The sequence below is a fragment of the Pseudomonas sp. Tul2A7 genome (assembly GCF_054790505.1).
The window spans coordinates 2648653-2669968 of sequence record NZ_CP186499.1 but is presented as its reverse complement, the minus strand read 5'-3'; the positions used below and the strand labels follow the sequence as shown (position 1 = coordinate 2669968).

Below are 21316 nucleotides of genomic sequence, written 5' to 3'. Positions count from 1 at the left end.
GCTCACTCCTACATTTGGTTCGGCGCAAGGCTTGAGCTCGTGCACTGACAGGCTATGCTGCTCCCTCATCGTTCTGATCGAGACCCTGCCAATGTCCGCCCCCAGCATGACCCTGTACCACAACACGCTCTCCCCGTTCGTGCGCAAAGTGATGGTGTTGCTGCACGAAACCGGCCAGCAGGATCGCGTTGCCTTGCAAGATTGCGTGCTCAGCCCGGTCAGCCCGAGTGCCGAGCTCAATGCCGATAACCCGTTGGGCAAGATTCCCGCCCTGCGTCTGGCCGACGGCAATGTCATCCATGACAGCCGTGTCATTCTCGAATACCTCGATCAACAACACGTTGGCAACCCGCTGATCCCACGCGAAGGCGCGGCGCGCTGGCGGCGTCTGACCCTGGCCTCGATGGCTGACGGGATCATGGATGCGTCGGTGATGGTGCGTTATGAAATGGTCCTGCGTGCTCCGGAAAAGCATTGGGATGAATGGCTTGAAGCGCAGCGTGACAAGATCCGCCGCGCCCTCGCTGTGCTGGAAAGCGACGCGATTGCCGAGCTGACCAGCCATTTCGATGTGGCGGCGATCAGCGTGGCCTGTGCCTTGGGTTATCTCGATTTGCGCTTTCCGGACTTGGGCTGGCGTGACGCCACCCCGCAACTGGCCAACTGGTTTTTTGAAGTAAGTCAGCGACCGTCCATGATCGCGACCATGCCCAAACCTTAAATCGGCGGCGCCTGTTCCGGCCTCTTCGCGAGCAGGCTCGCTCCCACATTGTTTTTGGGTATGGCAGAAATCTCTGTGCCAACACCAATCCTGTGGGAGCGAGCCCGCTCGCGAATGCACCACCTCGGTTCCGGCGGCAGCGCTGCAAAAATCAGTGTCACCAAAACCTCCACCTCTCGCTGATCTTCACGCAACCCGCTCATTGCATCGCCCCCACATCAAACTCCAACGGCTTCGCCGGTTTCTGCCCGATCCCGTACCAATCCAGTTTGCGCGTCAGCACCATGAACACACCGAGCAGACCGAACAGCAACAACGAGCCCATCAACAACGCGTAATCCTCAGCGCTCAGCAAGCCATAGAGCAAGCCATACAAAGCCGCCAGCCCTGCCGAAAAGCTCAAACCATGACGCACACTGCGCAGCACATGGCAGACATAAAACCCGATCAACAACACACAACCGCTGGCCGACAACAGATACGCCGGGGCAAAACCAATGTGCTCCGACAGCGACAGCAGCAACAGATAAAAGAACGCCAGCGCCACACCGACCAACGCGTATTGCACCGGGTGCACCGCCAGGCTCTTGAGTACTTCGAAGAGGAAGAAGCCAGCGAACGTCAGGACGATGAACAGCAGCGCATATTTGATCGCTCGGTCACTCTTCAGGTACTGATCCACCGGTTCAATGAAGCTCACACCGAAGCTGCGACCGTTGAACGCCTCGCAATCATTGCTGCTCACGCAACGGCTCATGGCGTCTTGCAGGTTGGTGGAGAAAAAAGTGGTCTGCCAATCGGCGCTGAAACCCTGATCGTTGATCTCACGTTTGGCCGGCAGGAAATTGCCGATGAAACTCGGGTGTGGCCAGTTGGCCGTGAGACTGACGCTGCTGCTCTTGCCCACTGGCAGCACTTGCAACGAACCGGTGCCTTGCAGACGCAGGTCGAAGCCGAAGCTCAGTTCCGTGGTTTTGCTGGTGTCGAGCAGCGGCAGCGTTACCCGTACGCCTTCACCGAGCCAACCGACTTGCGTACCAGGGACGAAGTCCAGACGCTGGCCGTCGAGTTCCAGTTTCAGGGCATTTTCGATGCCGCGAATGTCGCTGATGCCGACCGCAAGAAACGGTGCATCGAACTGGTAATCGCTGAAGTCTTCTCTAATGCCCAATTGTGCTTGCAACGAGAAATGGCCATTGATGCGGTTGTCGGCGTGGAACAACCGCGCCTCATAAATACCCCGCGCACGCAGTTCGGTTTGCACCTGGCCGTCGAGTTCGAAACGCTCCGGCAGGAAGTACAAACGACCGCGCTCTTCGCTCGGTTCGTCGTAGCGCTGGTTGGTCTTGTCGTTGGTTTTCCAGTTGTGAATCACTTTGCGATACGGCACCACCATCACCGGCCCGCTCAGTTGCTGGCTGTAGCTGGAACTGCGGGCGATGTCTTCGAGCACGCCGTCGCGCAGTTGCTGGCGGTCGTCGATGACGCCGTCGATCATCAGCAGCGGGATCAGCAACAGCAGGATCAGCACGGCGATGGCGCCGAGCTTGATGGTCAAATTCTTGTTCATGGGACTCTCCCTGTTTGGATGGGCAGAGTCTGGTGATCGGGTGTGGGGGTTTTGTGGGGGGAATGTGGAGATTGTGTGGAGACTTCACCGGCCCCTTCGCGAGCAGGCTCGCTCCCACATTGGATCTGTGTCGTTCACAAATACCCTGTGGGAGCGAGCCTGCTCGCGAAGGACGCACCTCGGTATCAAGGCAAGCGCAATGTCACTTCAACACCGTTCTCGACATTGCGGATCTGCATCGACCCGCCATGCAACTTGACCACTTCTTCAACGAAGTTAAGCCCCAACCCGGTGCTTTTTCGTCCACTGTCCGGACGTGGCAACGAGTAGAAGCGCTCAGTCAGACGCGGCAAAGCGTAGTCAGGAATCGGCGCCGTTTCATTGAACAATCGAAATTCGATCTTCTCGCCGACCCGTTCGGCACTGAAGCGCAGCAACCCCTCAACCGGAGTGAAATCCAGCGCATTCTCCAGCAGATTACCCAACGCCTGACGCAGCAGAAACGGCTCGCCGATCAACAGAAGATCAGCCGCAATCGCCTGTTCGATGCGCAACTGTTTGCCTTCAATCCGCGCTGCCTGCCCCTGCAACAACTGATCAACCAGCGCCGCCAACGGCACGGCGACCCGCTCTTCAAGGCCCTGACGTTGTTCCACCTGCGCCAGATTCAGCAACCGTTCGATCAACTGCTGCATCCGCGCACTTTCGCTGTCGATGTTGCCGACAAAGCGTAGGCGCTGAACCGGCGGCATGTCGCCTTGCAGCAACTCGGCGGCGCCACGAATCGCCGCCAGCGGACTTTTCAGTTCATGGGTCAGCGTGTGCACATAGCGCTCAACGTACGCCTTACCCTCCAGCTGTGTGCGCATCTGCTCGACCGCTGTCGCCAGTTGCTCCAGCTCACCGCCGCGATAGTGCGGCACTTCCACCCGCCGCCCTTCGCTCACCGCTTGTGCATAACCGGTCAAACGGTGCAGCGCACGGCTCAACCACCATGACAACAAAGCACCGAACAGCAGACCGAGGCCGATCAACCCGGCGCCGTAATACAGCAAGCGCCGCTCGGTACGATCCACGTAAGGCTGTAAAGAGCTATTGGGTTTGGCCACGGTGACCACACCGATAATCTGCCCGTTGTCGCGGATCGGCGCGCCGACGTGCATGACTGAAGATGCCGGGTCATCCGCATCGCTGCGACTGGAGCGCGCACCGTACTCGCCACGCAGGGTCAGGTAGACGTCGTTCCAGCGCGAGTAATCCTGACCCACCGCGACACCACTGGAATCGAGCACGACGATCCCTTTCGCGTCGGTGACGTAGATGCGATGGTTGACCTGATTTTTCGGTAAGCCCCAAATGGTTGCTTGCGGCTGACGATCACCATACGCGCGCAGCAATTCAGGCCAGCGGTTCTCGCTAAGGGTGCCGGCCTTGAAATCGTCCCGCAGGATCTCCGCCATCAGGTTGGCGGTATCGACCAGGGTTTCTTCGGTGGACTGACGCACGCCGGGACGGATTTCTTCCATCACCGTGTTGAGCACGAAATACCCGGTCAGGCCGACAAACAGCACATACACCAGAAAGATCCGCAGCCCCAGTGACATCAGCTGTGCCCCGGGCTGTAGCTGTAACCGAGGCCGCGATGGGTCTGGATCGGCTCGGCGTCGGCGCGCACCAGACGCAGTTTGGCGCGAAGGCTTTTGACGTGGCTGTCGATGCTGCGCTCGTAACCGGCGTCGGCCGCTACGCCCAGCGCGTCGAGCAACTGCTCGCGACTGAATACCCGCTCGGGTTGTTCTAGCAGGCATTGCAACAGGCGGAATTCGTGGCGGGTCAGGCTTAATGTCTGGCCGCGATAAATGATTTGAATCCGTTCCGGATCGATACGGAACAACGCTGAAGTGGCTTCAATCACAGGACGCGGCGCCATGCGTTTAAGGATTGCCTTCACTCGCGCCGCGACTTCACGCGGGCTGAACGGCTTGACCACATAATCGTCGGCACCAATTTCCAGACCCACCACGCGATCAATCTCGGCATCGCGGGCGCTGAGGAACAGCACCGGCACTTCGCTGAAGCGCCGCAGTTGCTTGCAGGTCTCGAAACCGCTGATGTCCGGCAGGCCGATGTCGAGGATGATCAGATCGGCCGGCGTCTGCCGCTGATGTTCAAGCGCCGCCGCGCCGAGGCTCAGCCACGTGGTGGTGAAGCCCTCGCCCTGCAAGGCAAAAATCAGCGTGTCGGCAATCGCCGCTTCGTCTTCGACAATCAGGATATGAGGCATGGCGTCCGAGCCCGTGGGTTAAGTGCGCGAACGGTGCCCCAAGCCTGACGTTACGTCAATGAGACCACTTGGCTCAGCAGTCCGGTTTGTCGGCGGTGAAGCGCCGCGCCGGGTTTACCGCAGCGCCAAACTCGCGCAAGGCCTTGGCACCGATCAGCAGCGGATAGTTGAAGTTGCTGCGGTCGGTCAGGTTGACCTCAACGGTACGCTTGACGTTACCCAGGCACAGCTCCAGATCGACCACCGGGCGCTTGGCGACTTCGGTGCTTTCGCCCTCGTCCTCTTCGTCCGAGCGGCTCTTGATCTTGCTGATCCGTGCGACCTTGTGTTCGTAGACCTTGTTGCTGGCGTCCTTGGTGGCGAGGCGGAAGCGCACCCATTCGTCGCCATCGCGGGTGAAGGTTTCGATGTCCTTGGCCGACAGCGAGGCGGTCAGCGCGCCGGTGTCCATCTTGGCCTTGAGCACTTCACCGCCGATTTCCGGCAGCGCAATGTATTCATAGCGCCCGTACAGGGTCGGCTCGGCGGCCATGACCGGCAGGGCGACGAGGGCAAACAGTGCAAGGAGGGATTTCACGTAAGGGGCTTCCTTGAGAGGTTGGGCAACGGGATTTTAGACCGTTGCGCGCTTGATCGTTCCCACGCTCTGCGTGGGCATGCATCCAGTGACGCTCTGCGTCACAGGGACGCGGAGCGTCACGGGCGGCGTTACCACGCAGAGCGTGGGAACGATCAGGTTAACGCGACTGAAGTGAAACATTCGTCACCACCGATTTGGCCTGCCGCGCGAAGCTGCTTATCATGGCGCGCCCATCCGTTTGCAAAGAGTTGCTTATGCGCCGCCTGCTCACCGGCTGTTTCGTCACCCTGCTGCTGTTGCTCAACACCCTGATCCTGATCGGGCCGTTGCTGGTCTTCGCCCTGCTCAAACTGATCGCACCAGGCCGCTGGCGCGATTACGCGTCGGGCGCGGTGATGTGGATCGCCGAGACCTGGGCCGAGATCGACAAGCTGATTTTCCGCTTGTGCATCCCCACCCAATGGGACATTCGCGGTGGCGAAGATTTGCGCGGCGACACCTCGTATCTGGTGGTCAGCAACCACCAGTCGTGGGTGGATATTCCGGCGCTGATTCAGACGCTGAACCGGCGCACGCCGTTCTTCAAATTCTTCCTCAAGAAAGAACTGATCTGGGTACCGTTTCTGGGGCTGGCGTGGTGGGCGCTGGATTACCCGTTCATGAAGCGCTACACCAAGGCATTCCTGGCGAAGCACCCGGAGCTGGCCGGCAAGGATCTGGAAATCACCAGACAGGCCTGCGAGCTGTTCAAGCGGCAGCCGGTGACCGTGGTCAATTATCTGGAAGGCACGCGCTACACCGCGGCGAAAAGCGCGCAGCAACAATCACCGTTCAATCACCTGCTCAAGCCCAAGGCTGGCGGCGTGGCGTTTGTCCTGGCGGCGATGGGTGAACAGCTGGATGCGATTCTCGACGTCACCGTGGTTTATCCACAGGAGCGAATTCCGGGTTTCTGGGATTTGATCAGCGGCAACGTGCCGCGCGTGATCGTCGATATCAAGACCCGCGAACTCGACCCGGCACTGTGGCAGGGCGACTACGAGAATGATCCGGCGTTTCGCCAGAAGGTCCAGAACTGGGTCAACCAGCTCTGGAACGAGAAGGATCAGCGCATCGCCGAGCTGCGCAACGAGCGGCGCTGAATCAGCTACCGGTGCCGGCGCCCCAGATGCTGTCCAGACTCTGCAGCAGCGGGCCGCCAACGCCTTGGTCACCAAGATACTTGAGCAGCACCGGGGCAAACTGGCCGACCATGCCGCTGTCCATGCCCAACGCACCGAAAGCGTTGTTCAGGTCATTGGTGTCCTTGACGTTGCCCAGCGCGTTTTCCAGACCGGCAGACTTGCCGGACTGACCGAGCAACCCGCTCAACGCCGCCAGGTTGCCGCTACCGCCCGACAGCTTGTCGATTCCCGGCACTTCTTTGGCTAACTGCGAATAATCGGTGCTGCTCAATTGGTTCTTGGCCAGGCCCAGCATCGCGCTGGTGCCGCCGACGGCTTGCTGCGGGGTAACGCCCAGACCGGTGACGGCTTGCAGCAGGCCAGCCGTTTCCGAGGTCGGCGCGGCGGCGGTGGCAGCGTTGCCGCCCTGCATGCTGGAAGCAGCCTTGGTCACGTCGTCCAGACTGAAACCGGCAAACACCGGGCTGGCCGCAAGGGTCATCAGTGAAGCCAAGGCAATACCGCGTGAAATCTTCATTCAGACATCCTCTTGCGCTGTGAAAACCACCCGTTGAACGGGCAGTGAAACTGCCGGTTTGACCGGGTATCCGCCGGCATGTTCCGGCGCGGCGCATCCATTTTCATCCGGCCCGCGTATATAAAACGTGAAATCCCGGACACCCTCGCGATGAATGGCACAACCGCTGTCGCTGAACTAGCCTGTGAACAGTCCGAGCCCAGCCCTCGTCGCCCGGCCTTTGCCTGGAGTTGAACGAGGCGCAGAAAGCCTTGATCGGTAAACCGATTGCGCTGGCAGTGAGTCTGGAGCCGAAAGGTGGTTCGCCGACCGGGCAGCCGACGGGGCCGGTTCTGTATCAGGGGGCCTTGGCGGCGCTTTAAAGCAAAGCCCCTCACCCTAGCCCTCTCCCAGAGGGAGAGGGGACTGACCGTGGGATATTGACGTAATACGCCGACATGAAAGACTTGCGTTGAATCCATAGTCGACTCGATCTTTCAGGTCGATGTACGACGCGAGACACCTCGGTCGGCCCCCTCTCCCTCAGGGAGAGGGCTGGGCGGGCGGCGTTCCGATGAGGGTCGCTTTTGACCTTGCCTTCCAATAAAAAACGGCGGCCCTGAGGTCGCCGTTTTGTATTGCACTCAAGCCTTATGCCGCACTGAACAACTTATGCGGATCAATCACAAACTTCTTCGGCACGCCCGCATCGAACTCGCCATAACCTTCCGGCGCCTGATCAAGGCTGATCACCTGCACGCCCACCACTTCGGCGATGTTGATGCGATCCCACATGATCGCCTGCATCAGCTGGCGGTTGTACTTCATCACTGGCGTCTGGCCGGTGTGGAAGCTGTGCGACTTGGCCCAGCCCAGACCGAAGCGAATGCTCAGGCTGCCCATTTTTGCGGCAGCGTCCACGGCACCTGGATCTTCGGTCACGTACAGGCCCGGAATACCGATCTTGCCGGCGACACGCACCACGCCCATCAGTGAATTGAGCACGGTGGCGGGAGCCTCGGCTTTGACGCCGTCGTGGCCGTGGCCGCGTGCTTCGAAGCCGACGCAGTCCACCGCGCAATCCACTTCCGGCTCGCCGAGCAGTGCGGCGATCTGTTCGTGCAGCGGCGTGTCCTTGGACAGGTCGACGATTTCAAAACCTTGAGCCTTGGCGTGAGCCAAGCGGATGGTGTTTACGTCGCCCACGATCACCACAGCCGCACCGAGCAGGCGCGCCGAGGCTGCAGCGGCCAGACCGACCGGGCCAGCGCCCGCGATGTAAACGGTGCTGCCCGGGCCAACGCCCGCTGTTACGGCGCCGTGGTAACCGGTGGGCAGAATGTCGGAGAGGCAGGTCAGGTCGCGGATTTTCTCCATGGCCTTGTCGCGATCCGGCAGTTTCAGCAGGTTGAAGTCGGCGTACGGCACCAGCACATATTCAGCCTGGCCACCGGTCCAGTCGCCCATGTCGACATAACCGTAAGCGCCGCCGGCACGGGCCGGGTTGACCGTCAGGCAAACGCCGGTGTGTTGCTCCTTGCAGGAACGGCAGCGCCCGCAAGCCACGTTGAACGGTACGGAAACCAGATCACCGATTTTCAGGTTTTCGACGTCGGAGCCTTTTTCGATCACCTCGCCGGTGATCTCGTGGCCCAGCACCAGACCGGTCTGCGCCGTGGTACGGCCGCGCACCATATGCTGGTCGGAGCCGCAGATGTTGGTGGAAACCACTTTGAGAATGACCCCGTGCTCGATCTTGCGACCGCGCGGGTCCTGCATTTTCGGATAGTCGATTTTCTGTACTTCGACCTTGCCAGCGCCGAGATACACCACACCACGATTGCCAGACATGCTTTCACCTCGCTGTTGTTTTTATGGAACCGCGTTGCCCAGGCAGGCAGCGCGTTGAATGCTCGGGTATTGCTTGTTGGTCTTGCGTTGTCAGTTATGGCCCCTTCGCGAGCAGGCTCGCTCCCACAGTTGATCTTTGGTGTGACAGAGACCTGTGTTTCAACACAAATCCCTGTGGGAGCGAGCCTGCTCGCGAAAGCGCTCTAAAGAACGACGGTTCTATTGGCGTTCAAAAAAACCCGTCTCTCAATGTGATACCCAACCGCCCGCGCCAGCGTCAGGCCTTCAATATCGCGCCCCTTGGCAATCAGATCCTCAGGGTAATGACTGTGATCCACCGCCTCGACGCCTTGGGCGATGATCGGCCCTTCATCGAGATCGTTATTGATGTAATGCGCCGTCGCGCCGACCAGTTTCACGCCTTTGTTATAAGCCTGGTGATACGGCTTGGCGCCCTTGAAACCCGGCAGCAGCGAGTGATGAATGTTGATCGCTTTGCCATCGAGCTTGCGGCACAGCTCCGGCGACAGCACCTGCATATAGCGCGCGAGGATCACCAGTTCGGCGCCGGACTCTTCGATCACCTGCCACACCTGACGCTCCTGCGACGGTTTGTCGTTGGGGTCGAGGGGGAAATGGTAGTAGGGAATCTGGTGCCAGTCGGCCAGCGGTTTCAGATCCGGGTGGTTGGAGACCACTGCCGCCACGTCCATCGACAACTGGCCGATGCGCTGGCGGTAGAGCAAATCGTTGAGGCAGTGATCGGCCTTGGAGACCATGATCACCACTTTTGGCCGGTAGTTCGGCGCAGTCAGCTCGAAGATCATGCCGAAGGCCTGGCCGCGTTCGGCGAGGCCGTCGCGGAAGGACTGTTCGTCGAAGCCGTCGGGCTGACGGAATTCCACGCGAATGAAGAAGCGGCCGGAGAGGCGGTCATCAAACGAGTGGTGCTCGGTGACGTAGCAGCCCTGCTCGAACAGAAAACGCGTGACCGCGTCCACGGTGCCGAGGACGCTGGGGCAGTCGGCGGTCAGAATCCATGTGTCTGGGGCGCGGCTCATGGTGCGGTGACTCCTGTTCTTGTGCGGGGTGTCAGGGGGATTTTTGCCCCTCACCCTAGCCCTCTCCCAGAGGGAGAGGGGACTTACCTAAGTGTCTGCCGAGTTACATCGACCTGAAATCTCGCGGGTGAATACAGATCGCAAAAACACCCGAGATCGGCTCCCTTTCCCCTCTCCCCCTTGGGGGAGAGGGCTGGGGTGAGGGGGAAAAAGTCTCCAGCCCTACACGCAAGCACGCTCAACGCAATTCACTTTAAGCCTGAACGCTCAACCCGTACTCAGCCGAAGCATCCTGCAACCACAACCACCAGTAATCCGAAAAGCTACGACGAATCAGCAGTTCCCAGGTGTCTTCAGCAGTATGACGAATCATCAGCTGCGACTTGGCAAACACCGTGCCGACCGCTTTACCCACCGGGAAGTTATTCGGATGCACGTCATAGCTGGTCGACTTCATCAGCACCTGACGCACGTTCGGGCCGCTCAGTTCGAGCACCTGCTGGCCGCCGCTGACGTTGACGATCGCGATATGCAGATCGCCCAGCGCTTCACGCAGTTGCTGTTCGGCGGCGAACTCTTCACCGCTTGGCACGATCAGCAGCCACTCGTCCGGGCCCATCCATTGCAGGCTGGTTTCGCCTTTGACGATGACGCTCAGAGCGCCGGGCAGTTCGATGCCCAACGCTTTGTGCACACCGGCGGCGAACGCGGCATCGTGGCCGTCGCCACGAATGGTCAGGTGACCGAGGAGTTTCTTTTCCCGCACGATCACGCCGGCGTTCTTGCGGCCCTTGCCGACCAGGCTGGCGAGGTCGGCATGGTGCAGCGACGACTCGGCCTTGGCGCCGGTGGTCGGGCGTTGTTGGTACACGTTGGCTGTGGTCATAAAGCACCTTCCTGAATTCTGTTGGTTCCTGCGGTGGCTGATCTGCCGCTTTCGCGAGCAGGCTCGCTCCCACAGGGGAACGCGGTCGAATGTGGGAGCGAGCCTGCTCGCGAATAGCCGCCCGCCCACAGTTCTTGAGGCCGTCAGATGTTCTGGCGATCACCCTTCGGATCGAAGAACACCGAAGAAACAATCTCTGCCTCGATCACGCTGCCATCGGCCAGCGGTGCAAACACCCGCTCGCCCATGCGCTTCAGACCGCCCTTGACCACACCCATGGCAAACGAATAACCGAGGGAGTTGTGCGCGTAGCTGGAGGTCACGTGGCCAACCATGGTCATCGGGATCGTCTGCTTGGTGTTGAACACCAATTGCGCACCTTCCGGCAGCCACACGTTCGGATCGATCGGCTTCAGACCGACCAGTTGCTTACGCTGATCCTTCACGCAGTCTTCACGGTTCATCCCACGCTGACCGATCCACGAGAACGGTTTGGTGCGACCCACGCACCAGCCCATGTTCAGGTCGTCCGGGGTCATCGAGCCGTCAGTGTCCTGACCAACGATGATGAAACCCTTCTCGGCACGCAGGACGTGCATGGTCTCGGTGCCGTACGGGGTCAGGTTGTATTGCTTGCCGGCCTCGACGATTTTCTCCAGCACGCCCATCGCGTAGTCGGCCTGCACGTTGACTTCGTACGACAGCTCACCGGTAAACGAGATGCGGAACACCCGCGCCGGCACACCGCCGACGAGACCTTCTTTCCAGGTCATGAACGGGAAGGCTTCGTTGCTCAGATCAATGTCGGTCACGGCGCTGAGCAGCTTGCGGCTGTTCGGCCCGGACAGGGTCATGGTCGCCCAGTGGTCGGTGACGGAGGTGAAGTAAACCTTCATGTCCGGCCATTCGGTCTGGTGGTACAGCTCCAGCCATTGCAGCACGCGCGCCGCGCCGCCGGTGGTGGTGGTCATGACGAAATGGTTGTCGGCCAGACACGCCGTGACACCGTCGTCGAAGACCATGCCGTCTTCTTTGCACATCAAACCGTAGCGGGCCTTGCCCACGTCGAGTTTGGTCCAGGCGTTGGTGTACACGCGGTTAAGAAACTCGCGGGCATCCGGGCCTTGAATGTCGATCTTGCCGAGGGTCGAGGCGTCGAGCAGGCCGACGCTGTCGCGCACGGCTTTGCACTCGCGCTTCACCGCGGCATGCAGGTCTTCACCGTTTTTCGGGAAGTACCATGGACGTTTCCACTGACCGACGTCTTCAAACTCGGCGCCATTCTTCACATGCCAGGCATGCAGCGCGGTGTGACGCACCGGTTCGAAAATGTGCCCACAGTGACGACCGGCCACGGCGCCGAAAGTCACCGGCGTGTAGTTCGGGCGGAACATCGTGGTGCCCATCTGCGGGATGGTTACGTTCAGCGAGCGGGCGGCGATGGCCAGACCGTTGACGTTGCCGAGCTTGCCCTGATCGGTGCCGAAGCCCAGCGCGGTGTAGCGTTTGACGTGCTCGACCGACTCGAAACCTTCGCGGGTTGCCAGTTCGATGGCGGCGGCAGTCACGTCGTTTTGCAGGTCGACGAATTGCTTCGGCGCCCGTGCAGTGTTCTTTTCGTGCGGCACCTGGAACAGCGCCAGCGTCGGTTCTTCGTGACGGCTCAGGGCTTTCGGCAGCACGCCTTCGACGGTCTGGAAACCGGCTTCAGCGGCAGCGCGCACGCCACCTTCAAAACCGTCAGCGAGCGAATCGCCGAGACCGTAAACGCCGTTGATGCCACCGACGCACACGCGTTTCTGCGGTGCTTCGCCCGGTACGAAACCGAGGATGTCTTCGCGCCAGGTCGGCTTGCCACCAAGGTGCGAAGCCAGGTGAACGACCGGGCTGTAACCGCCGGAACTGGCAACCACATCGCAGTCGAGCCATTCGCCCGGGCTGGTCACCGAATGGGCTTTGACATCAATCGCGGCAACGCGGGCAGCGGTCACGCGCTTGCTGCCACGGGCTTCAATCACGGCACTGCCAGTGAGGATACGAATACCTTTGGCGCGGGCTTCTTCCACCAGTGCACCACGCGGATTGCTGCGCGCATCGGCGATGGCCACCACTTGCAGACTGGCGTCGAGCCAATCCAGAGCTACGCGATAAGCGTGATCGTTGTTGGTCGACAGCACCAGTTTCTTGCCCGGCGCTACGCCGTAGCGACGCACGTAAGTCGACACCGCACCGGCGAGCATGTTGCCCGGCACGTCGTTGTTGCCGTAAACCAGCGGACGCTCGCAGGCACCGGTCGCCAGCACCACACGCTTGGCGCGAACACGGTGAATGCGCTGGCGCACTTGACCAATCGGCGCGCGGTCACCGAGGTGATCGGTGAGGCGTTCGTGAATGGTCAGGAAGTTGTGGTCGTGGTAACCATTGACCGTGGCGCGCGGCAACAGCAGCACGTCCGGGGTGTTCTTCAGTTCGGTGATGACGCTGGCGACCCAGTCCATCGCCGGTTTGCCGTCGAGGCTTTCACGGGAGTCGAGCAGACTGCCGCCGAACTCTTCCTGCTCATCGGCCAGAATCACTCGGGCACCGCTGCGCGCAGCGGCCAGGGCAGCGGCGAGACCGGCCGGGCCAGCGCCGACGATCAGCACGTCGCAGTGCTGGTTCATGTAGTCGTAGGTGTCCGGATCGACTTCGGTCGGCGAACGGCCAAGACCTGCAGCCTTGCGAATGTACTTCTCGTAAGTCATCCAGAACGATTGCGGGTACATGAAGGTTTTGTAGTAGAAACCCGGCGGCATCAGCTTGCCGCCGACCTTGCCGAGAATGCCCATCATGTCGTTGTTGACGCTCGGCCAGCCATTGGTACTGGTCGCGACCAGACCTTGATACAGCGCTTGTTGCGTGGCGCGCACGTTGGGAATCTGCGTGGCTTCGGTGGCACCGATCTGCAGCACCGCGTTCGGCTCTTCGGCACCGGCGGCGAAGATCCCGCGAGGACGCGAATACTTGAAGCTGCGGCCGATGATGTCGACGCCGTTGGCGATCAGCGCGGCGGCCAGCGAGTCACCCTCGAAGCCTTTGTAGCTCTGACCGTTGAAGGTGAAGCTCAGCACTTTGTTGCGGTCGATCCGTCCACCGTTGGACAGGCGATTGGTCTGGCTCATACCTTCTCTCCCAGCGCCGTCGTGGCTGTTTTCGCCGAATCAGCCTTGTCGGTGAATTGCGGCTTGGTGCCGATCTTGTAGGTTTCGAGAATCTCGTAGGTCACGGTGTCGCGGGTGACGTTGAAGTACTGACGGCAACCGGCAACGTGATCCCACAACTCGTGGTGCAGACCGCGCGGGTTATCGCGGAAGAACATGTAGTCGCCCCACTCCTCGTCGGTGCAGGCGCCAGGGTCGAGCGGGCGCGGGATGTGCGCCTGACCGGATGCGTGGAATTCCTCTTCGGAGCGCAGTTCGCCGCAGTGAGGACAGAAGATATGCAACATGGGGATTTCTCCTGTTAGTGGGCAACCGCAGCAGCGCCGTGTTCATCGATCAACGCACCGTTGTGGAAACGGTCGATGGAGAAAGGTGCGGCCAACGGGTGCATTTCACCCTTGGCCAGACTCGCGGCAAACACGTTGCCCGAGCCAGGTGTGGCTTTGAAACCGCCGGTGCCCCAACCGCAGTTGAAGAACATGTTCGGTACCGGGGTTTTCGAAATGATCGGGCAAGCGTCCGGGGTGGTGTCGACGATGCCGCCCCACTGACGGTTCATGCGTACGCGCGACAACACCGGGAACATCTCGACGATGGCCTGAATGGTGTGCTCGATCACCGGATACGAACCGCGCTGGCCGTAGCCGTTGTAACCGTCGATACCGGCGCCGATCACCAGGTCGCCCTTGTCGGACTGGCTGATGTAACCGTGCACGGCGTTGGACATGATCACGCTGTCGATAATCGGCTTGATCGGCTCGGACACCAGCGCTTGCAGCGGGTGGGATTCGATCGGCAGACGGAACCCGGCGAGTTTGGCCATGTGCCCGGAGTTACCGGCAGTGACCACACCGACGCGCTTGGCGCCGATGAAACCCTTGTTGGTTTCAACACCGATGCACACGCCGTTTTCCTTGCGGAAACCGATCACTTCGGTCTGCTGGATCAAGTCCACGCCCAAGGCGTCGGCGGCACGGGCAAAGCCCCAGGCTACGGCATCATGACGGGCGACGCCGCCGCGACGCTGCACGGTGGCGCCCATGATTGGGTAGCGGGTGTTTTTCGAGCAGTCGAGGTACGGAATTTCGTCAGCCACTTGCTTGGCGTTGAGCAGTTCGCCATCGACGCCATTGAGGCGGTTGGCGCTGACCCGACGCTCGGAATCACGGATGTCCTGCAGGGTGTGGCACAGGTTGTAAACGCCGCGCTGGGAGAACATCACGTTGTAGTTGAGATCCTGGGACAGGCCTTCCCACAATTTCATCGCGTGTTCGTAGAGGTGCGCCGACTCGTCCCACAAGTAGTTGGAACGCACGATGGTGGTGTTGCGCGCGGTGTTACCACCGCCCAGCCAACCCTTCTCGACCACGGCGACGTTGGTGATGCCGTGTTCTTTCGCCAAATAGTAGGCAGTCGCCAGACCGTGCCCGCCGCCGCCGACGATGACCACGTCGTAGACCTTCTTCGGCGTTGGCGTGCGCCACATGCGCTGCCAGTTTTCGTGGTGGCTGAGGGAGTGTTTGAAGAGGCCGAAGCCCGAATAGCGTTGCATAGTCATTTACTCCAGAACGCTCAGCGGTAAACCGGGAAGTCTGCGCACAGGGCCGACACTTGCTGGGCAACATTGGCCTCGACATCGGCATCACCGAGGTTGTCGAGGATGTCGCAGATCCAGCCAGCCAACACTTCGCACTGGGTCACTTTGAAACCGCGAGTGGTGACAGCCGGAGTGCCGATGCGCAGGCCCGAGGTCACGAACGGCGATTGCGGGTCGTTCGGCACGGCGTTCTTGTTCACGGTGATGTGTGCACGGCCAAGGGCGGCGTCGGCGTCTTTGCCGGTCAGGCCCTGACGGATCAGGCTGACCAGGAACAAGTGATTGTCGGTGCCGCCGGACACTACATCGTAGCCACGTTTGATAAACACGCTGGCCATCGCCTGAGCGTTGTCGATCACTTGTTGCTGATACGCCTTGAAGCCTGGCTCCAGTGCTTCCTTGAAACACACGGCTTTACCGGCGATGACGTGCATCAGCGGGCCGCCCTGAGCACCGGGGAATACGGCGGCGTTGAGCTTCTTCTCGATCTCTTCGTTGGACTTGGCCAGGATCAAGCCGCCACGTGGGCCGCGCAGGGTTTTGTGGGTGGTGGTGGTGACCACGTCGGCGTACGGCAGCGGGTTCGGGTACAGACCGGCGGCAACCAGACCGGCGACGTGGGCCATGTCGACGAACAGCAGCGCGCCGACCTTGTCAGCGATCTGACGGAAGCGCGGGAAGTCCAGAGTCTTCGAGTAAGCGGAGAAACCGGCGACGATCATTTTCGGCTTGGATTCGACGGCGAGACGCTCGACTTCGTCGTAATCGATCAGCCCGGTGTCGGTGTTGATGCCGTACTGCACGGCGTTGTAGAGCTTGCCCGAGGACGACACTTTGGCGCCGTGGGTCAGGTGACCGCCGTGGGCCAGGCTCATGCCGAGAATGGTGTCGCCCGGCTGGATCAGCGCCAGGTACACGGCGCTGTTGGCCGAAGAACCGGAGTGTGGCTGAACGTTGGCGTAATCGGCGCCGAACAGTTGCTTGGCGCGTTCGATGGCCAGTGCTTCGACTTTATCGACGTGCTCGCAGCCACCGTAGTAGCGCTTGCCCGGATAGCCTTCGGCGTACTTGTTGGTCAGACCGCTGCCTTGCGCTTGCATCACGCGTTTGCTGGTGTAGTTCTCCGACGCGATCAGCTCGATGTGATCTTCCTGACGTTGCTCCTCGGCATTCATCGCCGCCAGCAGTGCATCGTCGTAACCCTGGATCTGGTCTTGCTTGCTGAACATCGCGTCTCTCCCAGCGGCATCTGTGCGCCATTCGTCTCGGTAAGGCACTGGCAATGAAGGCAGTGCCCTTTGATGCCGATGGTATGACCGGCGCAGACAGCTCAAATGCCTGCGCGCGCCACGCAAAGGTGCGTTTACGACATGGCTGGAAATGGCTTGTTGAATCTGCACAGATCCCCTGTAGGAGTGAGCCTGCTCGCGATGGCGGTGGGTCAGCTGAGCAAATGTTGGCTGATACACCGCCATCGCGAGCAGGCTCACTCCTACAGGGGTTATGCGATCAATTGGCGGACGGCGAGCAGCAGGAGGAAATGTGCGGGATAGAGGGCGTAGGCCCAGCGCCGCATCGGCGGTGGCTGGATATATCGTGCATGTCGCAACAGGAACATTCCGAGCAATGGCGCAAACAGACAAATGGCAATCCCGAGAATGGCGACGCTATTACCAAATCTCGCCGACTCATACAGCACTTGCCATTGGTTAGCGGCGAGACAGACCAAACCCGGCAACAGGCTGAAATACCAAGGCCGGCGAAACACCAGCAGCATCGCCAACGGCAACACAACACCAAAGAGCCCGAACATCAGCCGTTCCGGGAAAACTATCGCCAACACCAGGGCAGCAACACCCAGCAATCGCGACATGATCGAGGGATCCTGCCACCCCCGCGCCACCAACAAACCCAACGCCAGCGTCGGCATCACGTTCAACGTATCCGGCTCTGGAAAGTACAACCGATACGGAATCTCGCTCACCGCACTGAACAGCAACAACCAGCCCAGATAGCGCCATTCCATCTTCCGCGAACCATCGCGCGCCAGATTCGCCGCCATCGCCAGGCAAAACCACGGAAACGCTAGCCGCCCAGGCACATACAGCCAATCGGCGGAGAACCCGGCATATCGCAGGTGATCGAGCAACATGCACAGCAGCGCCAGCCACTTGAGCAGATCCAGTGCGCCGTCGCGTTTGCTCAAGTGCATAATCGTCCTACAAACTGGTAATTTCCTGAACGTGACATCCCGTGTGCTCCCCGGAAGATCTTCGGTAAAGTGCGCACCCTCATTGACCACGAGCCTTCACAAGAGTCTCGACCACGGAAGCCGGCCATGACCGACAAGAGCCAACAATTCGCCAGCGACAACTACTCCGGTATCTGCCCTGAAGCCTGGGCTGCAATGGAACAGGCCAACCACGGCCACCAGCGCGCGTATGGCGACGATGAATGGACCGCACGCGCGGCCGACCATTTCCGCAAACTGTTCGAAACCGACTGCGAAGTATTCTTCGCCTTCAACGGCACCGCCGCCAACTCACTGGCCCTGTCGTCGCTGTGCCAGAGTTACCACAGCGTGATCTGCTCGGAAACTGCCCACGTCGAAACCGACGAATGCGGCGCCCCGGAATTCTTCTCCAACGGCTCGAAACTGCTGATCGCCGGCACTGAAAACGGCAAGATCACCCCGCAATCGATCCGCGAAGTCGCGCTCAAGCGTCAGGATATTCACTATCCGAAACCGCGCGTGGTGACTCTGACCCAAGCCACCGAAGTCGGCAGCGTCTACACCCCGGAAGAAGTCCGCGCCATCAGTGCCACTTGCAAAGAGCTGGGCCTGCACCTGCACATGGACGGCGCACGCTTCTCCAACGCCTGCGCCTTTCTCGGCTGCTCGCCGGCCGATCTGACCTGGAAGGCCGGCGTTGATGTGTTGTGCTTCGGCGGCACGAAAAACGGCATGGCCGTGGGTGAAGCCATCCTGTTCTTCAACCACAAACTGGCGGAAGACTTCGACTACCGCTGCAAGCAGGCCGGGCAACTGGCATCGAAAATGCGCTTCCTCTCGGCCCCGTGGGTCGGCATCCTCGAAAACGACGCCTGGCTGAAATACGCCCGTCACGCCAACCACTGCGCGCAATTGCTGGCAGAACTGGTCAGCGACATTCCGGGTGTCGAGCTAATGTTCCCGGTCCAGGCCAACGGCGTGTTCCTGCAACTGTCGGAACCGGCCATCGCCGCGCTGACCGCAAAAAACTGGCGCTTCTACACCTTCATCGGCAAGGGCGGCGCACGCTTCATGTGTTCCTGGGACACCGAAGAAGAACGCGTCCGCGAACTGGCGCGCGACATCCGCGAAGTCATGTCCGCCTGACCTGACGCCACACCCTCCCCTGTAGGAGCTGCCGCAGGCTGCGATCTTTTGATTTGTTTTTTAAGATCAAGATCAAAAGATCGCAGCCTTCGGCAGCTCCTACAGAGATTGCGTTGCCCTTGGTCTACATTGTCTGTCGAGCCCTCCGCTCATATAACAATAAGCAGGAGCATCGGCATGTCGTTACAAGGCAAAACCCTGTTCATCACCGGCGCCAGCCGTGGCATTGGCCGTGAGATCGCGCTGCGTGCCGCGAGGGACGGGGCCAATATCGTGATTGCGGCGAAAAGCGCCGAACCCCACGCCAAACTGCCCGGCACCATCCACAGCGTCGCCGCCGAAGTCGAGGCGGCGGGCGGCAAGGCTCTGGCCCTGCAAGTGGATGTGCGTGATGAAGAGGCTGTGCGCAAAGCGCTCGCGCAGGCCAACGAGCATTTCGGCGGCATCGATGCGCTGGTGAACAACGCCGGAGCGATCAAGTTGACCGGCGTGCAACACATTGAGCTCAAGCGTTTCGACCTGATGCACCAGATCAACACCCGCGCAGTGCTGCTGTGCAGCCAGGCCGCCCTGCCCTATTTGAAGAAATCTGCCGGGCACATTCTCAACCTGTCGCCGCCGCTGAATCTTGCGAGCAAGTGGTTTGCACAGTTCAGCCCTTACACCGTAACCAAGTACGGCATGAGCATGCTGACGCTGGGGATGAGTGAGGAGTTTGCCGGTTATGGGATCAGCGTCAACTCGCTGTGGCCGCAGACGATGATTGCCACGGCGGCGATCGAGTTTCAGCTAGGGAATCGGGAGTCGTTCAAGCAGGCGCGAACACCAGCGATCATGGCGGATGCTGCGCATGTGATTTTGAGTAGCAGCGGACGGCAGATTACCGGGCGGTTGTTGATTGATGAGGAGATTTTGCGCGAGAGCGGCGTGACTGAGTTCGATCATTATCGCTTTGATCGAGAAAGCGAGGCGGCACTAATGCCGGATTTGTTTATCGACTGAAAAGCCCCTCACCCTAGCCCTCTCCCAGAGGGAGAGGGGACTGATTGGGGGATATTCGAGAATTACGCCAACCTGAAACTGCTTTACCGAATCCATAGTCGACTCGATATCTCAAGTCGGTGTAGCTCGTGAGTACAACTCGGTCAGTCCCCTCTCCAACAGGGAGAAGGGGCTGATTGAGGGATATTTGAGAGTTACGCCGACCTGAATCTGCTTTGCCGTATCCATAATCGATAAGGTCTTTCAGGTCGATGTAGAACGCCAGACACCTCGGTCGGCCCCCTCTCCCTCTGGGAGAGGGCTGGGGTGAGGGTTACCGATCAGAAATCGATACGCACATCCCCTTTAGGCACACTGCAGCACGACAAGATAAACCCTTCCGCCTCGTCGTCCTCGGTAATCCCGCCGTTGTGCTCCATCTCCACTTCACCACCCAGCTTGAGCACCTTGCACGTCCCGCAAATCCCCATCCCGCACGCCTTCGGAATCATCAAGCCCAGCTTGGCCGCCGCCGCATGCACGGTCTCGCCCGGTGCCACACGAATGCTTTTGCCGGACGAGGTGAATTCGACCTGATGCAGATCCGCCGCATCGATTTCCGGCGCATCCGCAGCCTGCTCGGCTTGCTCCACCGCATCGGCACGGGCTTCCGGTGGCGTGGCGCCGAAGGATTCCTCGTGATAACGCGACATGTCGTAACCGGCCACTTCCAGCAGGCGCTTGACCGCATTCATGTACGGCGTCGGGCCGCAGCAGAACACTTCGCGCTCAAGAAAGTCGGGCACCATCAGTTCGAGCATCTTGTGATTGAGGTAGCCGCGATACCCGGCCCACGGCTCGCCCAAGCCGTGCTTCTCGCAAATCAGGTGCAGGCTGAAGTTGTCGATCCGCGACGCCATGTGTTCCAGCTCGCGGTGGTAAATGATGTCTTTCGGCGAGCGCGCGCTGTGGATAAAGGTCATGTCGACATTGGCGTTGGTGTCGTAGAACCAGCGCGCCATCGACATGCATGGAGTAATCCCCACGCCGCCGCTGAGATAGAGGACTTTCGGGCTCGGAAAGTCGATGGCGTTGAACAGCCCGACCGGCCCGTGCACCGCCAGCTCCTGGCCTTCATGCAGCGTATCGTGCAGCCAGTTGGACACCTTGCCCCCCGGCACGCGTTTGATCGTCACCGAAAAGCTGTACGGCACCGACGGCGAACTGGAGATCGTGTACGAGCGCATGATCGGCTGGCCTTCGATTTCCAGCTCCAGGGTTACGAACTGCCCGGGCTTGAAGAAGAACAGGATCGGCTGATCAGCCATAAAGCAGAAGGTGCGCACGTCCCAGGTTTCCTGGATGACTTTGACGCAACGGACGATGTGTCGGCCATTGGCCCAGGTCTGGGTGGTGACCGGATTCAGGAAGCTGTTGGACATGCTGTTCTCCACGGCCGACTGTCGGCCTCATGTCGGCGATTCTGCGTATAGCGTGAACCGTCCGTTTACCTATCCGCGACATCG

18 protein-coding genes and 1 pseudogene are annotated in these 21316 nt (G+C 60.3%); 5 read left to right on the top strand and 14 right to left on the bottom strand.

Annotated features, from left to right (window positions below):
- Positions 1-91: 91 nt before the first annotated feature.
- Complete coding sequence (locus tag ACOYXJ_RS11975) at positions 92-721, top strand: glutathione S-transferase (protein ID WP_460369616.1); 630 nt, start codon at positions 92-94, stop codon at positions 719-721.
- A 199-nt stretch (positions 722-920) separates the two neighbouring features.
- Here the strand turns inward: ACOYXJ_RS11975 and creD are convergent, their stop codons facing one another.
- From creD to rloA2, 4 genes are all read right to left on the bottom strand, one after another.
- Positions 921-2291, bottom strand: a complete 1371-nt coding sequence (creD, locus tag ACOYXJ_RS11970; protein WP_460369614.1) for a cell envelope integrity protein CreD — start codon at positions 2289-2291, stop codon at positions 921-923.
- Positions 2292-2476: 185 nt separating this feature from the next.
- Entirely contained in the window at positions 2477-3895 is a 1419-nt protein-coding gene (gene creC / locus ACOYXJ_RS11965) for a two-component system sensor histidine kinase CreC (RefSeq protein WP_460369612.1), read from the bottom strand.
- On the bottom strand, positions 3895-4575 hold the full coding sequence (creB, locus tag ACOYXJ_RS11960) for a two-component system response regulator CreB (protein ID WP_150793283.1): 681 nt from the start codon (positions 4573-4575) through the stop codon (positions 3895-3897). The genes creC and creB overlap by 1 nt, the downstream gene beginning before the upstream one ends.
- A gap of 73 nt (positions 4576-4648) precedes the next feature.
- Entirely contained in the window at positions 4649-5152 is a 504-nt protein-coding gene (gene rloA2 / locus ACOYXJ_RS11955; protein ID WP_095050277.1) for a retropepsin-like aspartic peptidase RloA2, read from the bottom strand.
- A gap of 257 nt (positions 5153-5409) precedes the next feature.
- Between rloA2 and ACOYXJ_RS11950 the strand changes: the two genes are divergently transcribed.
- Positions 5410-6297 (top strand): acyltransferase, encoded by an 888-nt coding sequence (locus ACOYXJ_RS11950; RefSeq protein WP_460369610.1) that lies wholly within the window; start codon positions 5410-5412, stop codon positions 6295-6297.
- Between the two features lies 1 nt (position 6298).
- Here the strand turns inward: ACOYXJ_RS11950 and ACOYXJ_RS11945 are convergent, their stop codons facing one another.
- A complete protein-coding gene (locus ACOYXJ_RS11945; RefSeq protein WP_460369608.1) occupies positions 6299-6856 on the bottom strand; it encodes a DUF2780 domain-containing protein in 558 nt (185 codons plus the stop codon).
- A 224-nt stretch (positions 6857-7080) separates the two neighbouring features.
- Between ACOYXJ_RS11945 and ACOYXJ_RS11940 the strand changes: the two are divergent.
- Positions 7081-7218, top strand: a pseudogene (locus ACOYXJ_RS11940) (anti-sigma factor); the annotation flags it as partial.
- Positions 7219-7486: 268 nt separating this feature from the next.
- Here ACOYXJ_RS11940 and fdhA read toward each other — a convergent pair.
- The 8 genes from fdhA to ACOYXJ_RS11900 all read right to left on the bottom strand — a co-directional run bounded on the left by fdhA (position 7487) and on the right by ACOYXJ_RS11900 (position 17642).
- Complete coding sequence (gene fdhA / locus ACOYXJ_RS11935) at positions 7487-8686, bottom strand: formaldehyde dehydrogenase, glutathione-independent (RefSeq protein WP_093429915.1); 1200 nt, start codon at positions 8684-8686, stop codon at positions 7487-7489.
- 203 nt (positions 8687-8889) lie between these two features.
- Entirely contained in the window at positions 8890-9747 is an 858-nt protein-coding gene (purU, locus tag ACOYXJ_RS11930) for a formyltetrahydrofolate deformylase (RefSeq protein ID WP_034155014.1), read from the bottom strand.
- 253 nt (positions 9748-10000) lie between these two features.
- Positions 10001-10633, bottom strand: a complete 633-nt coding sequence (locus tag ACOYXJ_RS11925) for a sarcosine oxidase subunit gamma (RefSeq protein WP_122594760.1) — start codon at positions 10631-10633, stop codon at positions 10001-10003.
- A 143-nt stretch (positions 10634-10776) separates the two neighbouring features.
- A complete protein-coding gene (locus tag ACOYXJ_RS11920; protein WP_150793279.1) occupies positions 10777-13794 on the bottom strand; it encodes a sarcosine oxidase subunit alpha in 3018 nt (1005 codons plus the stop codon).
- The gene (locus ACOYXJ_RS11915) at positions 13791-14120 is read right to left on the bottom strand and encodes a sarcosine oxidase subunit delta (protein ID WP_007913119.1); all 330 of its coding nucleotides are present in this window, start codon (positions 14118-14120) and stop codon (positions 13791-13793) included. The genes ACOYXJ_RS11920 and ACOYXJ_RS11915 overlap by 4 nt, the downstream gene beginning before the upstream one ends.
- A gap of 14 nt (positions 14121-14134) precedes the next feature.
- Positions 14135-15385, bottom strand: coding sequence for a sarcosine oxidase subunit beta (locus ACOYXJ_RS11910; protein ID WP_150793278.1), 1251 nt, complete (start codon positions 15383-15385; stop codon positions 14135-14137).
- Between the two features lie 20 nt (positions 15386-15405).
- The gene (locus ACOYXJ_RS11905) at positions 15406-16659 is read right to left on the bottom strand and encodes a serine hydroxymethyltransferase (RefSeq protein WP_007913117.1); all 1254 of its coding nucleotides are present in this window, start codon (positions 16657-16659) and stop codon (positions 15406-15408) included.
- Positions 16660-16931: 272 nt separating this feature from the next.
- Entirely contained in the window at positions 16932-17642 is a 711-nt protein-coding gene (locus tag ACOYXJ_RS11900) for a TraX family protein (RefSeq protein ID WP_460369603.1), read from the bottom strand.
- Between the two features lie 126 nt (positions 17643-17768).
- Here ACOYXJ_RS11900 and ACOYXJ_RS11895 point away from each other — a divergent pair, with 126 nt between their 5' ends.
- Positions 17769-18809, top strand: a complete 1041-nt coding sequence (locus ACOYXJ_RS11895) for a threonine aldolase family protein (protein WP_016772826.1) — start codon at positions 17769-17771, stop codon at positions 18807-18809.
- A 177-nt stretch (positions 18810-18986) separates the two neighbouring features.
- A complete protein-coding gene (locus tag ACOYXJ_RS11890) occupies positions 18987-19811 on the top strand; it encodes an SDR family oxidoreductase (RefSeq protein WP_460369601.1) in 825 nt (274 codons plus the stop codon).
- Between the two features lie 320 nt (positions 19812-20131).
- Here the strand turns inward: ACOYXJ_RS11890 and gbcB are convergent, their stop codons facing one another.
- Positions 20132-21232, bottom strand: a complete 1101-nt coding sequence (gene gbcB, locus ACOYXJ_RS11885; protein ID WP_007911227.1) for a glycine-betaine demethylase subunit GbcB — start codon at positions 21230-21232, stop codon at positions 20132-20134.
- Positions 21233-21316 lie beyond the last annotated feature (84 nt).

Excerpts from the sequence above, each read along its gene's own strand:
- ACOYXJ_RS11975 (WP_460369616.1), top strand. The coding sequence starts at position 92 with ATGTCCGCCCCCAGCATGACCCTGTACCACAACACGCTCTCCCCGTTC.
- creD (WP_460369614.1), bottom strand. The coding sequence starts at position 2,291 with ATGAACAAGAATTTGACCATCAAGCTCGGCGCCATCGCCGTGCTGATC.
- creC (WP_460369612.1), bottom strand. The coding sequence starts at position 3,895 with ATGTCACTGGGGCTGCGGATCTTTCTGGTGTATGTGCTGTTTGTCGGC.
- creB (WP_150793283.1), bottom strand. The coding sequence starts at position 4,575 with ATGCCTCATATCCTGATTGTCGAAGACGAAGCGGCGATTGCCGACACG.
- ACOYXJ_RS11950 (WP_460369610.1), top strand. The coding sequence starts at position 5,410 with ATGCGCCGCCTGCTCACCGGCTGTTTCGTCACCCTGCTGCTGTTGCTC.
- ACOYXJ_RS11945 (WP_460369608.1), bottom strand. The coding sequence starts at position 6,856 with ATGAAGATTTCACGCGGTATTGCCTTGGCTTCACTGATGACCCTTGCG.
- fdhA (WP_093429915.1), bottom strand. The coding sequence starts at position 8,686 with ATGTCTGGCAATCGTGGTGTGGTGTATCTCGGCGCTGGCAAGGTCGAA.
- purU (WP_034155014.1), bottom strand. The coding sequence starts at position 9,747 with ATGAGCCGCGCCCCAGACACATGGATTCTGACCGCCGACTGCCCCAGC.
- ACOYXJ_RS11925 (WP_122594760.1), bottom strand. The coding sequence starts at position 10,633 with ATGACCACAGCCAACGTGTACCAACAACGCCCGACCACCGGCGCCAAG.
- ACOYXJ_RS11920 (WP_150793279.1), bottom strand. The coding sequence starts at position 13,794 with ATGAGCCAGACCAATCGCCTGTCCAACGGTGGACGGATCGACCGCAAC.
- ACOYXJ_RS11915 (WP_007913119.1), bottom strand. The coding sequence starts at position 14,120 with ATGTTGCATATCTTCTGTCCTCACTGCGGCGAACTGCGCTCCGAAGAG.
- ACOYXJ_RS11910 (WP_150793278.1), bottom strand. The coding sequence starts at position 15,385 with ATGCAACGCTATTCGGGCTTCGGCCTCTTCAAACACTCCCTCAGCCAC.
- ACOYXJ_RS11905 (WP_007913117.1), bottom strand. The coding sequence starts at position 16,659 with ATGTTCAGCAAGCAAGACCAGATCCAGGGTTACGACGATGCACTGCTG.
- ACOYXJ_RS11900 (WP_460369603.1), bottom strand. The coding sequence starts at position 17,642 with ATGCACTTGAGCAAACGCGACGGCGCACTGGATCTGCTCAAGTGGCTG.
- ACOYXJ_RS11895 (WP_016772826.1), top strand. The coding sequence starts at position 17,769 with ATGACCGACAAGAGCCAACAATTCGCCAGCGACAACTACTCCGGTATC.
- ACOYXJ_RS11890 (WP_460369601.1), top strand. The coding sequence starts at position 18,987 with ATGTCGTTACAAGGCAAAACCCTGTTCATCACCGGCGCCAGCCGTGGC.
- gbcB (WP_007911227.1), bottom strand. The coding sequence starts at position 21,232 with ATGTCCAACAGCTTCCTGAATCCGGTCACCACCCAGACCTGGGCCAAT.